This is a genomic window from Streptomyces resistomycificus, from assembly GCF_001514265.1.
Lineage (GTDB): Bacteria > Actinomycetota > Actinomycetes > Streptomycetales > Streptomycetaceae > Streptomyces > Streptomyces resistomycificus.
In genome coordinates, this window is record NZ_KQ949006.1 from 147,158 (window position 1) to 164,016 (window position 16,859).

The window sequence follows — 16,859 nt, forward strand, 5'->3', positions numbered from 1 at the left end:
GCAGGGTTCGTCGTGTCCGCGGTCGACACGACAGCGTTCGTCGTGGCTGCGTTCGTGGTCACGGCGCTCACCTCCGGTACTCCGCCGGCACGGCCTTCGCCGCGATGTCCTCGAAACGCCGGTCGAAGAGCGAGCCGACCTCGAACTCCTTCACGAAACCGCCCTCCGCCAGCAGATCGGCGGTCTCCTGCTCCCACTTGACGGCCTCGTCCCAACTCGGCGGGAAAAGCGGCTTGTTGGCGAGTGCCGTGATCGACTGGGCCTGCGGCAGGGTCAGGTTCTGCGTCTTGACGTAGAACTCCTTGTTCCAGACGTCGGGGTGCTCGTACGCCCAGACCTGGCCCTTGGCCCAGTACGGGATGTACGCGGCGACCGCGGCGGCCTTCGCGGAGTCGGACAGCACGGAGGTCGGTGCCCACAGCAGGTTGAGCAGGTCGACCACGTCCGTGGTGATGGTGCGGGCGCCCTTGGACTCGTACTGCGACAGATAGGCGGGCGCCTGGGTGTTGCCGAGCGGCGCGACGTCCACCTGGCCCGACTGCAGGGCCGTGAGGAACTGGTTGCTGGTCAGCGGGACGAGCTCGACCTCGTCGTAGGCCAGCCCCGCCTTCTTCAACGCCCGCAGCAGGACCACGCCCTGGGCCTGGCCCTGCGAGAAGGCCAGCTTCCTCCCCCTGAACCCCTCGACCGAGGTGATGTCGCTGCCCGGCTTGGTGGCGAAGAGGTAGTTCGGCTTGCGGGTGATGTTGATGGCGACGATCTTCGCGTCGTAACCCTGGTAGTGCGCCTGGATCGGCGGGATGCCCGCGTTGTTGGCGACGTCCAGGGATCCGGCGCGGAAGGCGTTGATGACGTCCGGGCCGGCGCCGATGTTCGCCCAGCTGCTGACCTTGAACGGCAGCCTGCCGAACTTGGCGAGCCTGAACTGGAGTTCCTGGGTGTTCTGGTAGGAGGCGATCTTCAGGCTGGTGCCGGCGGGCACCTTCGTCGCCAGCGGCTCGGAGACGGACGTCTTCGAGGCCGCGGCGCTGCTGCCCGCGCAGCCGCTCAGCCCGGCGGCGGCCGCCGAGACGCCGAGCACGGAGGTGAGAAAGAGCCGTCGGTCGATTCCGGGTACGAGTGGAGAAGGCATGGGAGGACTCCGTGAGCCGAAGTGAAAGGAAAGCGCGCGAAATTCCGGGCAGGAGAAGGCTCGGCAAAAGCTGTGCAGAAGCCGTTGAAAAGCCCTGCGAAGGCCCTGCGAAGGCCCTGCGAAGGCCCGCCAAGGGAAGTCACGCGAGTGGAGAAGGGCACGCGCCTCAAGCGCGGCGACGCGTCAGCAACAGAGGGTGCGACAGCTCATGACCAGGATGTTCCTTCCCTCGGACCGGGCCTGTCAACATTCCGCGATTCTGAATTAATTCGCCTCAGGTGAGGCGCCCAGCGGATCCCGGTACAGCATGTCCAGAGCCACCGATCCGCCGGCCACGGCGAGTACGGAATCGGGGAAACTGGACGGCAGCACGGCCGCCGCCCGCTGCTCGCCGACCGTTTCCCGCAGCGCGGAAAGACAGTCCTCCCGGTGCAGGACGCCGATCTCGGTGACGACGACGGTCTCCGGGTTGAGCACGTCGAGCAGCAGCCCGACCGTCCGCCCGACCCGCCGCGCACGGTCCACCAGCAGCGCCACGGCGGCCCGGTCGCCGTCGGCGGCCGCGGCGACCACGTGCATCGGGTTCACGCCGTCGGTGACCCCCGCCTCCCGCGCCCGCCGGCACAGCGTGCGCTCGCTCAACTCCGCCTGGAGGCAGCCCGTGCGCCCGCACTCGCAGGACTCCGTGCCGCCCGGCACCGGCAGATGGGCGATCGCGCCCGCCTGGGAGCGCGGCCCGTGGTGGACCTCGTCGTGGGTGGCGAACGCCGCGTCGACCACGTTGCCGACGAACAGGTGCAGGACGCTGCCGCTGCCCCGCACCCGCCCGAACAGCCGCTCCGCGTTGACCAACGCCCGCGCGTGCCCGTCCACATGGACCGGCAGCCCGGTACGCGCGCCGACCACCTCCCGCACCGGCACGTCCCGCCAGCCCAGCAGCGGATGCGCCACCACCGTCCCGGAGTCCCGGTCCACCCAGCCGCCGACCGCCACCCCGACGCCCAGGGCCCGGCATTCCGGCGCCCCGGCCAGCAGCGCCGCCAGCCCGTCGGCGGCCCGCGCCAGCACCTGCCCGGGCTCGACGGCTCCGGCGTGCTTCAGTCGTCGCTCGGCCACCACCCGGCCGCGCAGATCCAGCAGGGCGACCGTGGTGTAGGGGACGGCCACATGGACGCCGCCCACGACGAACCGCGAGTCGTCCAGGTCGACGGGCACATGGGGGCGTCCCACACCCTTGGAGCGGCGGGGCGCGGTGGCCTCACGGATGAGACCGGCACGCGCGAACCGGGCGCAGTAGTCGGTCACGGACGCGGGGGACAGCCCGGTCAGCCGGGCGATGGTGCTGCGCGCGACCGGCCCGTGCTCCAGCACGGAGCGCAGCACGACGCTGGCACTGGTCCGGCGCCGGTCCGGGTCGGCGGCGCGCGGAATCGACGAGACAGAAGGGGGAGCCGCCACGGTACGGGGCATGGGGAATCATCCTCGGGAACGGGGTCCGACAGTGCGCCGTCTCGGAAGTCGAGGCGCACCGGATCCGCTCCGCCCGCCCCGCCTACCGGAGGCGACAGACGGCCGTGCCCACGCGTCGCAGATCGACGTGGCGACGCGACGAGAAGTTCAGGGCCTGGGCAACCATGCGCCCGAAGCTAGCAAAACGGTCCCGCGCTGCCCAGACGGCGACCGACGGGCGAGACGGCGGGTGTCCACCCCCGCGACCCGGTTGGCCGGACCCTACAGATCCCGCACACGCCCCTCGCGTAGCGCAGACCACTTCACCTCAGTGACCGGCATCACCCCGTACCCGGTGTAACCGCCACCCTTTGTCCGGAGCCCACCAAGCTCGCGTTCCCCGCTTTGTCGAGCGCTGACGGTGATCGGCCCGTGGGCGCTGGGATAGCGTCACCGTTGTCCCTGCCTGCCCATACTCCGCGGAGTCCCCATGAGCACCGCTGCCGCCCTTCCCGCCCGCTCCGGGCAGGTCCTCGCCGACCTGCTGCCCGCCTCCCGTGTCCGGGACGTGGCCCTCGTGGTCGGCGGCGCCGCGCTCACCGGCCTCGCCGCCCAGATCGCGGTGCCGGTGCCGGGCTCGCCGGTGCCGGTGACCGGTCAGACCTTCGCCGCCCTGCTGGTCGGCACGGCCCTGGGCGCCCGCCGTGGTTTCGCCGCACTCGCCCTGTACGCGCTGGCGGGCGTCGCCGGCATGCCGTGGTTCGCGAGCGGCACCTCGGGCTTCTCCGTCTCCTTCGGTTACATCCTCGGCATGCTGCTCGCGTCCGCCGCCGTCGGCGCCCTGGCCCGCCGCGGCGCCGACCGCTCGATGCTCCGCATGGCCGGCACGATGCTGGTGGGCGAGGCGATCATCTACGCCGTCGGCGTCCCGTACCTCGCCTACGCCGCCGGCCTCTCCGCCTCCGCCGCCGTCGCGGCCGGCCTCACCCCGTTCCTGATCGGCGACGCCCTGAAGGCGGCCCTGGCGATGGGCGTGCTGCCCACCGCCTGGAAGCTGCTCAAGCGCTGACCCCGTAGCGGTCGCGGAAGAGGTTCGCCGGGTCGTACTGCGACTTCAGTCCGGCGAGCCTCTTCCGCGTCCCGGCGTCGTGCAGCCGCTCGGCCCGGTCGCCCGCCCCGAACGCGAAGTTGCCCGGGGCGGAGGACGTGCGGGTCTGCGAGGTTCATACGGGTTGATGGTGGAGGCATAACCTGACAGGTTCCGTCAGGTTATGCCTCGTCATGTCCCTTTGTGGTCCCGCTCCGGTCTCAGCTCTCCCGCGGGCTCGGCCGTCGCTGCGACCACCACAGCCCCGCCACACCGGCGGCCATCAGCGCCGCTCCGGCCGCCCCCAGCGGCAGGGCGGCGCTTTCCGGGCCGGTCTTGGGCAGTTCGTCGCCGCCCGGTCCGACCGGCTTGTTGTCGGTTCCCAGCAGCAGCGGGGTGGCCGGGGCGTTCGGTGACGGGTTCGTCGTACCGAACGGAACCGGGCCCTGCTGCCAGAACGTCTTCTTCCCGTCGCCGGTCTGCACCGGCAGACAGATCTTCCCGGTCTTGCCGAGATCGAATGTCGCGGCCACGGCGTACGACTTCGACGCGCCGGCCGCGAGATTGTCGATGGCGCAGGCGAAACCGCTGTTCGAACCCTCCGGCAGATCACCTTCCGCAATCGGAGAACAGCCTTGGACGTTTTTGACCGTGAGGCCGTCGAAACCGACGACCAAAAGCCTGATCTTGCCGCTTTCCTTGGTCCCCTCGTTCTTCACCGTGGCGGTGAGATCGGTTTCTTTCGAACTGTTGTCGACCGAGATCTTCTCGGGCAGCAGCGTCGTCAGCTTCACGCCCGCCGGTGCCTCGTCAACGGCCTTTCCCCCCTTGCTGCTTCCGGGCCCCTGGTCCTCCGCGCCGGCGGTGGTGGAAAGGATCAGCACGGCCGAAAAAGATGCCGCGACCAGCGATCCCGTGATGGTCGTCGCACGACGAGAACTCATGTTCGTCCCCCTTGGCTGCGCCTGAATTCGCAGTACTTGAAGAGGTACCACAAGATTTCTCCGCACTATGCTGGTACGGCTCGAAGTGTGACCATTGTGTTCCCGTCGGGAACGCTCGGAAGGCATTGAGGGGGTGCAGCGGATTGCCGGGGAATGCGAGAAGTGGTGGAGTTCCAGGGGTGCTGGTGGCGGGGCGCTACCGATTGGTCGAAAGTATCGGCCAGGGGGGAATGGGGCGGGTGTGGCGGGCCGCCGACGAGATACTCGACCGGCAGGTCGCCGTCAAGGAGATGCGCATAGACGGCCTCGACGCCGAGGACGCCCGCACCCGTCGTGAACGCACCCTGCGCGAGGCCAGGGCCACGGCTCGGATCGACCACCCCAACGTGGTGCGCGTGTACGACGTGGTGGACGAGGGCGAACGCCTGTGGATCGTCATGGAGTTGGTCACCGGCCGCTCCCTGGAACGGATCATGGCGGAGGACGGCCCGCTCGGCCCGCGCGAGACGGCACTGCTGGGACTCGGCCTGGTGGAGGCGCTGCGCCAGGTGCACGAACGGGGTGTCCTGCACCGGGACATCAAACCCGGCAACGTCCTGGTGGAGGCCCGTGCGGGGCGCATCGTGCTCACGGACTTCGGCATCGCCGCGATCCAGGACGCCAAGGCGCTCACCATGGTCGGCATGCTGGTCGGCTCACCCGACTACATGGCCCCCGAACGCGTCTCCGGCCGCCCCCAGGGCCCGCCGTCCGACGTGTGGTCCCTCGGCGCGACGCTGTGCGCCGCGATGGGCGGCCGCTCCCCGTTCTCCCGCGACACCACGCTGGCGACCCTGCACGCGGTCCTGTACGAGGAGCCCGAACTTCCCGCGCTGCAAGGCCCCCTGAGGGACATCCTGGCCGCCCTCCTGGAGAAGGACCCGACGGTACGGCCGAACCTGGAGGAACTCGAGGCATCCCTGCGCCTCCTCGCCCACCCGCCACCGACACCGACGGTCCGGGTACTCGGCGGGGACACGGGCGGTGTTCCACCCTGGGGCAGGGATGAGCCGACCGGGGGACGTCAGCAGGGCGCACCGCGGGAACTCACTCCGCGGCTGCCGGTGGAGTCGGACGCGTCGGCGGGTCCTGAGACCCCGGTGACGTCCCCACCGGCGGAGCACGAACCGTTCGCGCACCGCCGATCGCCGACGCGGCGCGACCCCGTACCGGAACGTGAGCCGGGCGAACCGACGGGGGAGCGGGGGCAGCCCGACCCGACGGTGGCCGGAGCGCCGTTCACGGGCCCCGAACGGTTGCCTGACCGGGCGGCGTTCGCCGCACCCGGGCCGGGCGTCGACAGCGGACGGGTGGCGCCCGCCGGCGTCTCTGCCGACGAGGCGGGAACGGGCCGCGAGACGACGTCCGCCGACGAGCGGGTTGCTGACGGCGAGGCGGTGGCGCCCCCCGAGCTCGGCGTGGAGGGAGAGCGGGCGTCCGACGGCGAGGTGCCGACGGGCAGAGCGCCAGACGTACGCCGCGACGCGGTGCCCGCCGACGGGCCGCGCGCAGACGGCGGACGCGGGCTGGACCACGAGCCGGGTACGGACCGCGTGGCGCCGCCAGCCCCCGGACCGGGCGTGGGCGGCGGGCGGGTGGCCGACCGTGAGGCCGTGACGGACCGCGAGCCCGGCACGGGCCGCGAACCGACGACTGACCGCGAACGCCTTGCGGGCCCCGGCCCGACGGCCGCACCCGATCCCGACCCGGCGGACGTCCAGGACGCGTCCCCGTCCCACCCGTCTCCACAACACGACCAGCCCACGCGCCCCTACGGCAGGACGCGCTACCTGCGCACCGTGCGCGACCCCCGGACGACCGCGCCACCGCCCGAGCCCGGACACAGGCCCCGGCCGGATCCGGAAGCAGCGCCCTCGCCCGAGCACACCCCCGCGCCCGGACCTGACCCCGACCTCGCGCCCGCGCCCGCGCTCGGGCCTGGCCACGCTCCCGCGCCCGTGCCCGGACCTCACCACGCTCCCGCCCCCGGACCTGACCACGCCCCCGCGTCCCCGCCCCCGTCGGCACCCGCACCCCTGTTTGGTCCCGCCCCTGCCCCGCAACCCCCCAGAGCCTCCAGCGAGGCCGCGTCCGAGCTGCGTTCGGAGGTTCGTTCCGAAACCCCGTCCGGCAACTCCGCCGGCGCCGCTCCCCACAGCGCCGCCACCTCCACCTCCGCCACCTCCTCCTCCACCCGTTCCTCCACGCCCTCCACCACGGGCGTCTCGCTCGCCCGCGCCCAAGCGGTGACCGAGCATCGTCCCGCCCCGACGCCCACCCCCCTCGTGATGCCGCCGGGTGAGCTGCCCGGCCCCGCGATCCCGGCGGATCCCCGTCCAGGGCGTCGGGCGGCTCTGATCGCCTCCGTGGGTGTGGTCACCGCGGGGGCCGTCGTCGCGATCGTGCTCGCGGCCGCCGGCGGGCCGCCGGACGACAACCGGGCCGGAGGGTCGCCGTCACCCTCGTCGGCGCGGTCGCAGCCCGCGACGCCGAGCGACGGCCCGTCGCCCACCGTCGAGGGCACGTCGAGGCCGCAGAGCCTGCCGCCGGGCGCACACCGGGAGGCGGGCGGGTTCGCGTGGGCGACGCCCACAGGCTGGCGGCGGGACATCAAGACGGGCGCCGAGGTGCACTACACGTCCCCGGACGGCAAACAGGAGCTCGCCGCCAAGTCGTCCCTCGCCCGCGGCGATCTGATGGAGACCTGGCGCACCTCGGAACAGAACGCCCACCAGGGCAAGGACTATCGCAAGATCCGCCTGGAGGAGTCGACGTTCCGTGGCAACCCCGCGGTCGTGTGGGAGTACACCTTCACCCTGGAAGGCGTCCCCTGGCACGCCCGGCTCCTCGGCTTCAACGAGAACGGCAAGTCGTACCAGATCAACACCTGGTACCAGCCGGACGTGGAGACGCAGGCCCTCAAGACCTACGGCGAGGTCAGGGACAGCTTCACGGTGCTGTGAGACGCCGGAGGAGCCGTACGGGCACGTGTCCTCGTGCCGTACGGCCCCTCGGGCCCACTGTCGACGTGCCGCGGGTGTCAGACCTTCGTGACCGCCCGCCCGCGGTCGCCCTTGACCTTCTCCTTCACGACGGCGATGACGAGCACGGCCGCCGCGACCAGCAGCGACAGCAGCACGGTGTCGCGGCCGTCGTGCTCGGTGTCGGTCAGCATGTAGCCGAGCACGAACACGATCAGCGCGGCCGTCGCCCAGGTCAGGTACGGGTACAGCCACATCCGCACGACCAGCTTCTCCGGCGCCTCGGCCTGGATGATCTTCCGCATCCGCAGCTGCGAGAAGCAGATCACCAGCCACACGAACAGCGCGACCGCACCACTGGAGTTGACGAGGAAGAGGAAGATCTTGTCCGGGGACAGGTAGTTGAAGAACACCGCGACGAAGCCGAAGACGACCGACGCGAGGATCGCCGCCATCGGCACGCCCCGGCTGTTGACCCGCGCGAACGCCTTCGGGGCGTCCCCCCGCTCACCGAGTGAGAAGGCCATGCGGGAGGCCGTGTAGAGCCCGGAGTTGAGACAGGACAGCACCGAGGTCAGCACGATGAAGTTCATGATCTGGCCGGCGTGCGCGATACCGAGGGAGTCGAGCGCGGCGACGTAGGAGCCCTTGTCGGCGATGGACTTGTCGTCCCACGGCAGCAGCGTGACGACGACGAAGATCGAGCCGAGGTAGAAGACGCCGATACGCCAGATGATGCTGTTGGTCGACTTCGTCACGGCCCGCTGCGGGTCCTCGGACTCGCCGGCCGCGAGGGTCGCGATCTCGCTGCCCATGAAGGAGAAGACGACGAGCAGGACGCCCGTGAGGATCGCGCCGGGCCCGTTGGGCAGGAAGCCGCCGTGTTCGGTGAGGTTGCCCAGCCCGGCCTTGTCGCTGTCCACGCCCGGCAGCACGCCGAAGACGGCGAGCCCGCCGACGACGATGAAGGCACCGATCGCCACGACCTTGATCCCGGCGAACCAGAACTCGAACTCGCCGTAGGAGCCGACGGAGACCAGGTTGGTGGCGGTGAGCACCACCATCACGATCAGGGCCCAGCCCCACTGGGGCACGGCCGGTATCCACCCTTCGAGGATCTTCGCTCCCGCGGTCGCCTCCACCGCCAGCACCACGACCCAGAAGAACCAGTACAGCCAGCCGATGGAGAACCCGGCCCACGGCCCGAGCGCCCGGTCGGCGTGCGCCGAGAACGAACCCGAGGTCGGGTTGGCGGCCGACATCTCGCCGAGCATCCGCATCACCAGCACCACGAGCGTGCCGACGAGCGCGTACGACAGGAGGATGCCGGGACCGGCGGTGGCGATGCCGGAGCTGGAGCCCACGAACAGGCCGGCCCCGATGACGCCACCGATGGCGATCATCGACAGATGACGGTTCTTGAGTCCGGCCTGGAGGCCGTTGCCGGGTTCGCCGGGGGTCCCAGGGTCATGACCGGCCTTGGGGAGAGTCGGCTGCGAGGTCATAGGACGGATTCCTTTGCGCCGGGTGAGCTGTTTCCCATACGGGGGCGGTATGGGGTCCCGTACGAGCGGCGTACGGGTCGGTCCAGTGAATCGGAGGCAAAGGAATTGGAGAACCTTTGATTCCGGATCGTTACTTGAGCTTTTCCTGAGGTTCGGTGGTGTTACCCCTGTTTTTCGGGCTTGGCCCCCGGAGCTGCTGCCCCGAAACCCGCGTGTCACACTCATCCCATGCGCGTGTATCTCGGCTCCGACCATGCCGGCTTCGAACTCAAGAACCACCTCGTCGAGTGGCTCCGGGAAGCGGGCCACGAACCGGTCGACTGTGGTCCCCACATCTACGACGCCCAGGACGACTACCCGCCGTTCTGCCTGCGTGCCGCCGAGCGGACGGCCGCGGACCCCGACGCCCTCGGCGTCGTGATCGGCGGCTCCGGCAACGGCGAGCAGATCGCCGCCAACAAGGTCAAGGGCGTGCGCTCGGCGCTCGCCTGGAGCGAGGAGACCGCGTCCCTGGGCCGGCAGCACAACAACGCCAACGTCGTCGCGGTAGGCGCCCGCATGCACACCCGGGAAGAGGCGACCAAGTTCGTCGAGACCTTCCTCAACACCCCGTTCTCGGGTGACGAACGCCACATCCGTCGCATCGACATGCTGGCCGGCTACGAGACGACGGGCGACCTGCCCCCGATCCCGGCGCACCACCCGCAGCAGTAGGAGTCGGATCCGGGGCGGAGGCGCCCCGGAGACAGACCGAAGGGAGCACCGTGCCGGAGGGGCACACGATCCACCGGCTGGCGCAGGACTACGCGGCCGCCTTCACCGGCACCGCGCCACGGGTGACCAGCCCCCAGGGCAAGTTCACCGACTCCGCCGGCCTCCTCACCGGTACGGAACTCACCCACACCGAGGCCCACGGCAAGCACCTCTTCCTCGGCTTCACCGAGTCCTGGGTCCACATCCACCTCGGCCTCTTCGGCAAGGTCGCCTTCGGCCCCGCCCCCGCGCCCCCGCCCACGGACACCGTCCGGCTCCGCCTCGCGAACAGCACGTCGTACGTCGATCTCCGCGGTCCGACGACCTGCGCCCTGATCACGGACGCCGAGAAGCGCGCGATACACGACCGTCTCGGACCCGACCCGCTCCGCGAGGACGCCGACCCGGACACCGCCTACCGACGGATCTCCCGCAGCCGTACGACGATCGCCGCCCTGCTGATGGACCAGAAGGTCGTCGCCGGCGTCGGCAACGTCTACCGCGCCGAGGTCCTCTTCCGCCACCGCGTCGACCCGTACCGAGCCGGCCGGGACCTCACGCCCACCGAGTGGGACCTGATCTGGCACGACCTGGTCGAGCTGATGCGCGAGGGCGTGCGCAACAACCGCATCGACACCGTCCGCCCGGAACACACCCCGGAGGCGATGGCCCGCCCGCCACGCGTCGACGACCACGGCGGCGAGGTCTACGTCTACCGCCGGGCGAACCTGCCCTGCCACATCTGTGGCGGCGAGATCCGCACCGCCGATCTCGCCGCCCGCAACCTCTTCTGGTGCCCGTCCTGCCAGAAACCCTGACGCCGGCCGGGCCCCGGGGTCTGTCTCACACCCCCTAGAACCCGTGCGGCAGCCAGGGCGCGACCGCCGACCCGAACCCGACCGCCGCCTCCGCCAGCGCCCCCTGCCGCAGCTCGCGTACCCGCCCGGCCGCGCCCAGAGCCGCCAAGGACACGCCGCCGAGATACGCCGCCCCCAACTCCCTTACGGACAGGGCCAGATCGGCGGCATCCGTCGTACGAGCGCACGACGCGCCCTTCGCGTCCCCGCTGAGCCGCCAACGGCCCGCGTTCCAGCCGCAGAAGTCGTCCTCGACCTCCAACACCACGTCCACCGGCGCCTGATACGTCCGCGCCTCCAGGGCCGCGCCGACGTCCACCAGCCGGACGAAGAGCGAATCCCGCACCAGCAGTTCGCACCGCCGGATGTCGGACGCCATGTTCAGCCACGCCTCGTCCATCGGCCGCCCGCGCACGCTCAGCGTCGACGTCAGGTCGATCTCGAACAGGAACCGCCACAGCGCCGCGTGTGCCGCCGGGTCCAGCGCGTCCACGTCCTGCGCCACCACCGTGCCCTTCGGCCCCGCCGCCTCCCAGTCCGCCTTGATCCGGAAGCGCGCGTACCCGACGACCTCCCCGTCCCGCTCAGCGACCACGCACTGCAGCGGCGACGCGCCGTCCCTGCCGCCCTCCGGGTCGAGCACCCCCAGCCGCTCCCAGCCGGGAAGCCGCGCGACCATCCCCGGCCGCCGGGACACCAGCCGCGCGTACACCGCCTCGCACGCGTCGAGTACGTCGGAGGGCGCCGCGTACCGCAGCCGTACGTCATCGGTGCCGGGCGGCACGGACAGCCGTACGCGACTGGTGTCGACCACGGCGTTGAGGTGGTGGGTGGCGGCGCCGTACCCGAACCGCCCGTAGATCACGGGCTCGGACGCCGTCAGCACCGCGAGCGGCTCACCCCACTCCCGTACGTCGTCCAGCTGCCGCCGCATCATGGAGCGCAGTACCCCGCGCCGGCGATGCGTGGCGGCCACGCTGACCATGGTCACGCCGGCCGCCGGCACCGCGGCGCCACCCGGCACGGTCAGCCGGAAGCTGAACGCCCCCGCCGAGCCCACACACGCGTCCCCGTCCCATACCCCGATGGAACGGCCCACCTCGGTGAGCTCGCGCCACAGCTCCCGCTCCTCGGACGACTCCGGAACCCCGCCGAAGGCGCGGATCAGGTTGTCGTACCACTCGTCCCAGTCGTCCTGCCGCAGTACTCGTACGTCTGTCCCCATGAACCATGCCTACCAGGGCATTGCGGGACGGGCCAGCCAATTTCGACTTGGTGGCGGCGCGGCGGCTTTCTGTGAAGTTCACTGTGAAGTTGAACCTCGGACGGGGGACAAGTGGGACCTCCCGTGCCAAGCAGCTGGTCCGATGGATAGGGTCCCGAACTAATGGCAGCAGGACGAGAGCGGCGCGCGGAGGCCGACACGTTCACGGCCCGGTTGAAGATGCAGTGGCACCGGGTCCGCGTCGGCATGCGCCGAAGCGCCGTCGACTACTTCCGCGGCGACGGCTCGGACTGGGTCGCGCTGGCGGGCCTGCTCATCACCGTGCCCGTGATCGCGGCCGTCACGCTCATGAACTCGGTGTGGTGCTCACCGGCCGCGCTGGTCCTGCCGATCGTCGCGGGCGGCCTGCTGCTGCGTCCGGCGAGCCTGCTCGGCCTGTACGCGGCGGCCGCGACGGCGCTGATCGTGGAGTCGGTGCAGCTCGGGCCGTACACCGAGGGTCCCTCCCGGGTCACCCCGGGCATCGTGCTGGTGGTCGCCGCCTGCGGCTTCTTCGGCCTGCTGATCGCCCAGTTCCGCAGCCGGGTCGGCGTGCCCTGGCGGCGCGGCGGCACCATGCTCTTCGACCTGCGCGAACGCATCCGCGTCCAGAGCAAGCTGCCGCAACTGCCGCAGGGCTGGCACCGCGAGATGGCGCTGCGGCCGGCGGGCGGCCAGTCGTTCTCCGGTGACTTCGTCGTCGCGGCCCGCACGAACGGTGGCCGCACCCTGGAGGTCGTCCTGACGGACGTGTCCGGCAAGGGCATGGACGCGGGCTCGCGCGCCCTGCTCCTCTCGGGCGCCTTCGGCGGCCTGCTCGGCTCCCTGCCTCCGCACGCCTTCCTCCCGGCGGCGAACGGCTATCTCCTGCGCCAGGACTGGGACGAGGGCTTCGCGACCTCGATCCACCTGGTCCTGGACCTCGACTCGGGGGACTACGAGCTGTACTCCGCGGGCCACCCGCCGGGCCTGCAACTCAGCGCCGGCAGCGGCCGCTGGGAGGAGAAGGCGGCCGAAGGCCCGCTGCTGGGTGTGTACGACGGCGCGCAGTTCGACCCCGTGAAGGGGGCGCTGCGCCCGGGTGACGTGTTGATGCTGTTCACGGACGGCTTGGTGGAGACGTCCGACCGCGACATCGTCGAGGGCATCGACCGCCTCACCGGTGAGGCCGACCGATATGTCGCCGGCGGTTTCCACGGCGCGGCCTGGCACCTGATCGAAGCGGTGGCGAAGGACGTCAACGACGACCGGGCCCTGCTCCTGATCTGCCGAGAGGGACCGACGGCGACGTCCGGACCGTCCGCCGCCTGACAGAACCAGCCAGGACGGCTGGACCATGCCGTCGCTTCGGACGATCACGCGTCGGGCAACAGATTGCACAGGCAACTATCGGGTTGATAGAGATGCCCGAGAGTTCCGAGGTGATCGGACCGGTCCGCCCCAGCGGCCTGACGGGCAAGGCGAGTTCAGAGTGAAGTTAGACATAGAGCAGCACGCGACAACGAGGCTGGACACGCCGGGGAAGTGCGAGGCGTGATCAAGCCCGATCAGATTCCCCAGTTCACCGGTGACCTGGCCCAGTTGGAGACGGACTACGCGGACCTGAGGAAGGACGCGGGCAGCGTCCGTGAGACCGGCGGGGGCGTGCACTCGCAGTTCCAGGGGCTGTCGGCGTACTACACCGCACCTGAGGCCGAGCAGCTGTTCGCGACGACGAAGCCGGTCAAGGAGCGCGCCGACACGTTCGCGGACGGTCTGGAGACGGTGTCCGGCGCTCTGTCGTCGTACGCGACGGAGATTCGTCCTCTTGCCGACAGGCTCAGGCAGTTGAAGGCGGACGCCACGACGTTCCTCGCGTCCGTGAAGGACGACGACGAGTGGGAGTACGACGGCGACAAGGTCGACGAGCACAACCAGATCCGGGACGACATCACCACGACGGTGGCGGCGTTCTGGGCGGCGGAACGCACCTGCCACAACAAGATAACCGCCCTGTGGGGCGGGACGCAGATGGTGGCGGGGGACGGTTCGGAGCGTAAGGACCAGTACGGGTTCGACGCCGAGGACATGAAGGACGCGAAGCTTCCCTGGGGCGACGCGGTGGAGGAGAAGCACCACTGGTGGGAGATGGGCCACTGGCTGAAGTCGTTCTTCTGGGACGGCCTGATCGTGGACGGTATCTGGGGCACCATCAAGGGCCTGGGCACACTGCTCGGGTTCAATGGTCTGGAGGCGATGGGCCAGGCGTGGAAGGGCCTCGCCCAGTTGGTCACGGGCTTGGTCATCTCCGTCGTTCCCGGTGCGAACGCGCTGTTCTGGACGCTGCCGGACGACGAGATGCCGTCGTGGCTGCGTGATTCGCGTACGGCGATGAAGGAGACCGGCAAGGCGCTGGTGGCGTGGGACCAGTGGGGCGAGAACCCCGCCCGTGCGGCCGGTGCGGTCACCTTCAACATCCTCACCACCGTGTTCACCGGCGGTGCGGGTGCCGCCGCGGCGGGAGTGAGCAGGGCCGGTGCGGTGGCCAAGGTGTTGTCGGTGGCGGGGAAGGCGGGCAAGGTCATCGACCCGATGACCTACATCGCCAAGGGCGCGGGCGCGGGCCTGTCGAAGATCGGCGACATCATCAGGGGCCTCAGGGGCGTTGGTGACGTCGACATCCCCACCCTCCCGGACAACGCTGTCACCCTGCCGGAGGGCTCGGTCACCCTCCCGGACGGCACGGTGCGGCTTCCGGAGGGCGCGGCCGTCCCCGAGGGCGCCACCAGACTCCCCGACGGGAGCGTGCGGCTGCCCGAGCAGACGGTGGCGTTGCCGGAGGGCACCGTCGACCTGGGGGCACCCGAAGGCGCTCCCGCCCGGTACCTGGACGGTGACGGCAACCTCCTGGACAGCCAGGGTGGTGTCGTCCAGCAGGCCGGCCAGGCGCCCGCGGAGACAGCCGTCCACACGGCCGACAGCACGCCGACGGCAGGTGCTGCCGGGGTGTCTCAGGTCGATGCCGCGCCCAGGGAACCGGCCCTCGTCGGCGCCGGCGACAACACGGCGAGCGGTGTGGGCCGCTCCTCCGGCACCGAAGGCGTACCCGCCCAGCAGGCCGACGGCCTGCCCGGTGGCGCGCACTCCAGCGAACCCGCCCCCGGACACGAACACGGACACGAACACGGACACGGCAACGACGTGCCCTCGCGTGGCGGCGACGACGTACCCCCGCGTGGCGATGACGCACCCCCGCACAGCGACGGCGCGGGCAACCCCGCCGAGCAGCACGCCGACGGCGACGGCTCTTCCGCCGCGGATCACGGCGACGACGCGACAGGGGGCTCCGGGGGCGACGGGGCGGCATCAGCCACGGACGGGACACCGCCCAAGACCCCGGGGGAGGACGAACCCCCCATCATCCGGCAGGACGACGACTTCAGCGCCACCCACAATCCGTACGGCTTGCGCAAGTCGCGCTTCGACCCGGACACCGGCATCGTCCCGGCCAATCCGGACGGCAACATCACCCCGCTGGAGCACGTGCTCGGCGGCGCGAACCCCAAGGCCAAGGAGTCGAGCCAGTTCACGTCCTTCGCTCCGAAGGACGGCACCGGAAAGGTCTACGGCGCCCAGGAGGTCAGCATCGACTACCGGCGGCTGCAGGCGGACATCGACGCGGGCAAGGTCTCCAACGTGGAGATCCTGCGCCCTGAGCAGATCCAGCAGAGCATCAGCGACGACATCACCAAGACGGCGGGCAAGGAAGTCGAGGTGCCGACGACGCTCAAGCCGACGGACACCGACGCGGTGACCAGGTTCGTCAACGACCTCGGTCTGAGCAAGGGCAAGACCAGCAAGGTGCACCGACGGGTCATGGCCCTGCTCAACACCCGACGCGACGGTGAATGGCTGATCAGCGGGGTGGTCCCGAAGGACTACGTGACCGGGCCCTATCCGACGACCAAGACGCCGTGACGAGCCGGATAACGTGATCCAGCGAGTCGACCTGAGCACAGGAGTACCGAGTTGTCCGACAGCCAGAGTCCCTGGGAGCCGAGCGCCAGAGTCGCCGAACTGCTCTACCAGGACTTCGACGGCGCGGCCGCCGACCCCGACGACGTCATCAGCGAGGGGCTCGACGGCGGCTACCAGGAACGTTCCGAGGCGCTGCGGGAGGTTCTGCGCGATCCGGACGAGGATCCGGCAGGGCGCTTCCTGGCCTGTGTCGCGCTCACCCGCTGGGCGGACGCCGCCGGGTACGAGGCGGTGCTCCGGTCTGCCCGCTCGCCGGAATCCACCGCATGGCGTGGAGCGTCGTACGACCGGCTGCACGGCCAGGACGACACCTTCGGCGTGCTCGCCGACGCGGTCGGGGACAGTGTCGACATGGTCGAGGAGCGCGGCACGGCGGCCGAGCGGCTGCGGGCGGCGGAGGCACTGCTGAGCGTCGCGGACCGCGTGCAGTTCGACCGGCACGTCAGCTCCCTGCTGCGTCAGGAACTTGTCGTCGCCCTCCTGCCCGCCGTGAGAGCGGCGGTGGAGCGCGGCATCGCAAGGCCGGCCGACGAGCAACCCACGTACGACCTCGGTCTGCAACTGGCGCTGATGATCGCAGCGGCCCATCGTGCCGACGCGACATGGGCCCTGGACGCCGCCCGCCGCCTCATCGCCACCCGGCCGGGTGCGCGCGCCCTGGCAGAGCTGCACGATGCGATCCCGGAGACCCGGGAGAGATGACCGCCTCCGGTCCGAGTTGTGGTGCTTGTGTGCGTGCCTCGACCCCCGATTGCACAGGTAACTGTCGAGTTGATAGAGATGGACGAGAGTTTGAGGTGGATCGGACAGGGTCCGCCGTAGCAGCCCGAC

General features: G+C 70.7%; 13 protein-coding genes. 7 read left to right on the forward strand and 6 right to left on the reverse strand.

Going from position 1 to position 16,859, the window contains the following annotated elements; genetic code table 11:
* Positions 1 to 67: 67 nt before the first annotated feature.
* Entirely contained in the window at positions 68 to 1,132 is a 1,065-nt protein-coding gene (locus tag AQJ84_RS38145; protein WP_030044386.1) for an ABC transporter substrate-binding protein, read from the reverse strand.
* A 264-nt stretch (positions 1,133 to 1,396) separates the two neighbouring features.
* On the reverse strand, positions 1,397 to 2,602 hold the full coding sequence (locus AQJ84_RS38150; RefSeq protein WP_053192328.1) for an ROK family transcriptional regulator: 1,206 nt from the start codon (positions 2,600 to 2,602) through the stop codon (positions 1,397 to 1,399).
* A gap of 469 nt (positions 2,603 to 3,071) precedes the next feature.
* On the opposite strand from AQJ84_RS38150, the gene AQJ84_RS38155 reads away from it, so the two are divergent.
* Positions 3,072 to 3,650 (forward strand): biotin transporter BioY, encoded by a 579-nt coding sequence (locus AQJ84_RS38155; RefSeq protein WP_053192326.1) that lies wholly within the window; start codon positions 3,072 to 3,074, stop codon positions 3,648 to 3,650.
* On the opposite strand, the gene AQJ84_RS42735 is transcribed toward AQJ84_RS38155, so the two are convergent.
* Together AQJ84_RS42735 and AQJ84_RS38160 are read right to left on the reverse strand one after the other, a co-directional pair.
* Entirely contained in the window at positions 3,640 to 3,735 is a 96-nt protein-coding gene (locus AQJ84_RS42735) for a BBE domain-containing protein (protein WP_374935424.1), read from the reverse strand. The genes AQJ84_RS38155 and AQJ84_RS42735 overlap by 11 nt on opposite strands.
* A gap of 154 nt (positions 3,736 to 3,889) precedes the next feature.
* The gene (locus AQJ84_RS38160; RefSeq protein ID WP_037804385.1) at positions 3,890 to 4,612 is read right to left on the reverse strand and encodes an LPXTG cell wall anchor domain-containing protein; all 723 of its coding nucleotides are present in this window, start codon (positions 4,610 to 4,612) and stop codon (positions 3,890 to 3,892) included.
* A 230-nt stretch (positions 4,613 to 4,842) separates the two neighbouring features.
* Between AQJ84_RS38160 and AQJ84_RS45280 the strand changes: the two genes are divergently transcribed.
* Positions 4,843 to 7,614 (forward strand): protein kinase domain-containing protein, encoded by a 2,772-nt coding sequence (locus tag AQJ84_RS45280; RefSeq protein ID WP_450370807.1) that lies wholly within the window; start codon positions 4,843 to 4,845, stop codon positions 7,612 to 7,614.
* Between the two features lie 77 nt (positions 7,615 to 7,691).
* Here AQJ84_RS45280 and AQJ84_RS38170 read toward each other — a convergent pair whose 3' ends face one another.
* Positions 7,692 to 9,137 (reverse strand): amino acid permease, encoded by a 1,446-nt coding sequence (locus tag AQJ84_RS38170; protein WP_037804387.1) that lies wholly within the window; start codon positions 9,135 to 9,137, stop codon positions 7,692 to 7,694.
* Positions 9,138 to 9,365: 228 nt separating this feature from the next.
* On the opposite strand from AQJ84_RS38170, the gene AQJ84_RS38175 reads away from it, so the two are divergent.
* Positions 9,366 to 9,851, forward strand: a complete 486-nt coding sequence (locus tag AQJ84_RS38175) for a ribose-5-phosphate isomerase (RefSeq protein WP_030044395.1) — start codon at positions 9,366 to 9,368, stop codon at positions 9,849 to 9,851.
* Between the two features lie 50 nt (positions 9,852 to 9,901).
* Entirely contained in the window at positions 9,902 to 10,708 is an 807-nt protein-coding gene (locus tag AQJ84_RS38180; protein ID WP_053190426.1) for an Fpg/Nei family DNA glycosylase, read from the forward strand.
* A gap of 34 nt (positions 10,709 to 10,742) precedes the next feature.
* Here the strand turns inward: AQJ84_RS38180 and AQJ84_RS38185 are convergent, their stop codons facing one another.
* Positions 10,743 to 11,972 carry a GNAT family N-acetyltransferase gene (locus AQJ84_RS38185; RefSeq protein WP_030044397.1) on the reverse strand — a complete coding sequence of 410 codons (1,230 nt, stop codon included), beginning with the start codon at positions 11,970 to 11,972 and terminating at the stop codon, positions 10,743 to 10,745.
* A gap of 162 nt (positions 11,973 to 12,134) precedes the next feature.
* Between AQJ84_RS38185 and AQJ84_RS38190 the strand changes: the two genes are divergently transcribed.
* The 3 genes from AQJ84_RS38190 to AQJ84_RS38200 all read left to right on the forward strand — a co-directional run bounded on the left by AQJ84_RS38190 (position 12,135) and on the right by AQJ84_RS38200 (position 16,730).
* Positions 12,135 to 13,322, forward strand: coding sequence for a PP2C family protein-serine/threonine phosphatase (locus AQJ84_RS38190; RefSeq protein ID WP_053190425.1), 1,188 nt, complete (start codon positions 12,135 to 12,137; stop codon positions 13,320 to 13,322).
* A gap of 222 nt (positions 13,323 to 13,544) precedes the next feature.
* Positions 13,545 to 15,968, forward strand: coding sequence for a hypothetical protein (locus AQJ84_RS44550; protein ID WP_225889252.1), 2,424 nt, complete (start codon positions 13,545 to 13,547; stop codon positions 15,966 to 15,968).
* A 51-nt stretch (positions 15,969 to 16,019) separates the two neighbouring features.
* Complete coding sequence (locus tag AQJ84_RS38200; RefSeq protein WP_051870225.1) at positions 16,020 to 16,730, forward strand: hypothetical protein; 711 nt, start codon at positions 16,020 to 16,022, stop codon at positions 16,728 to 16,730.
* Positions 16,731 to 16,859: the final 129 nt, after the last annotated feature.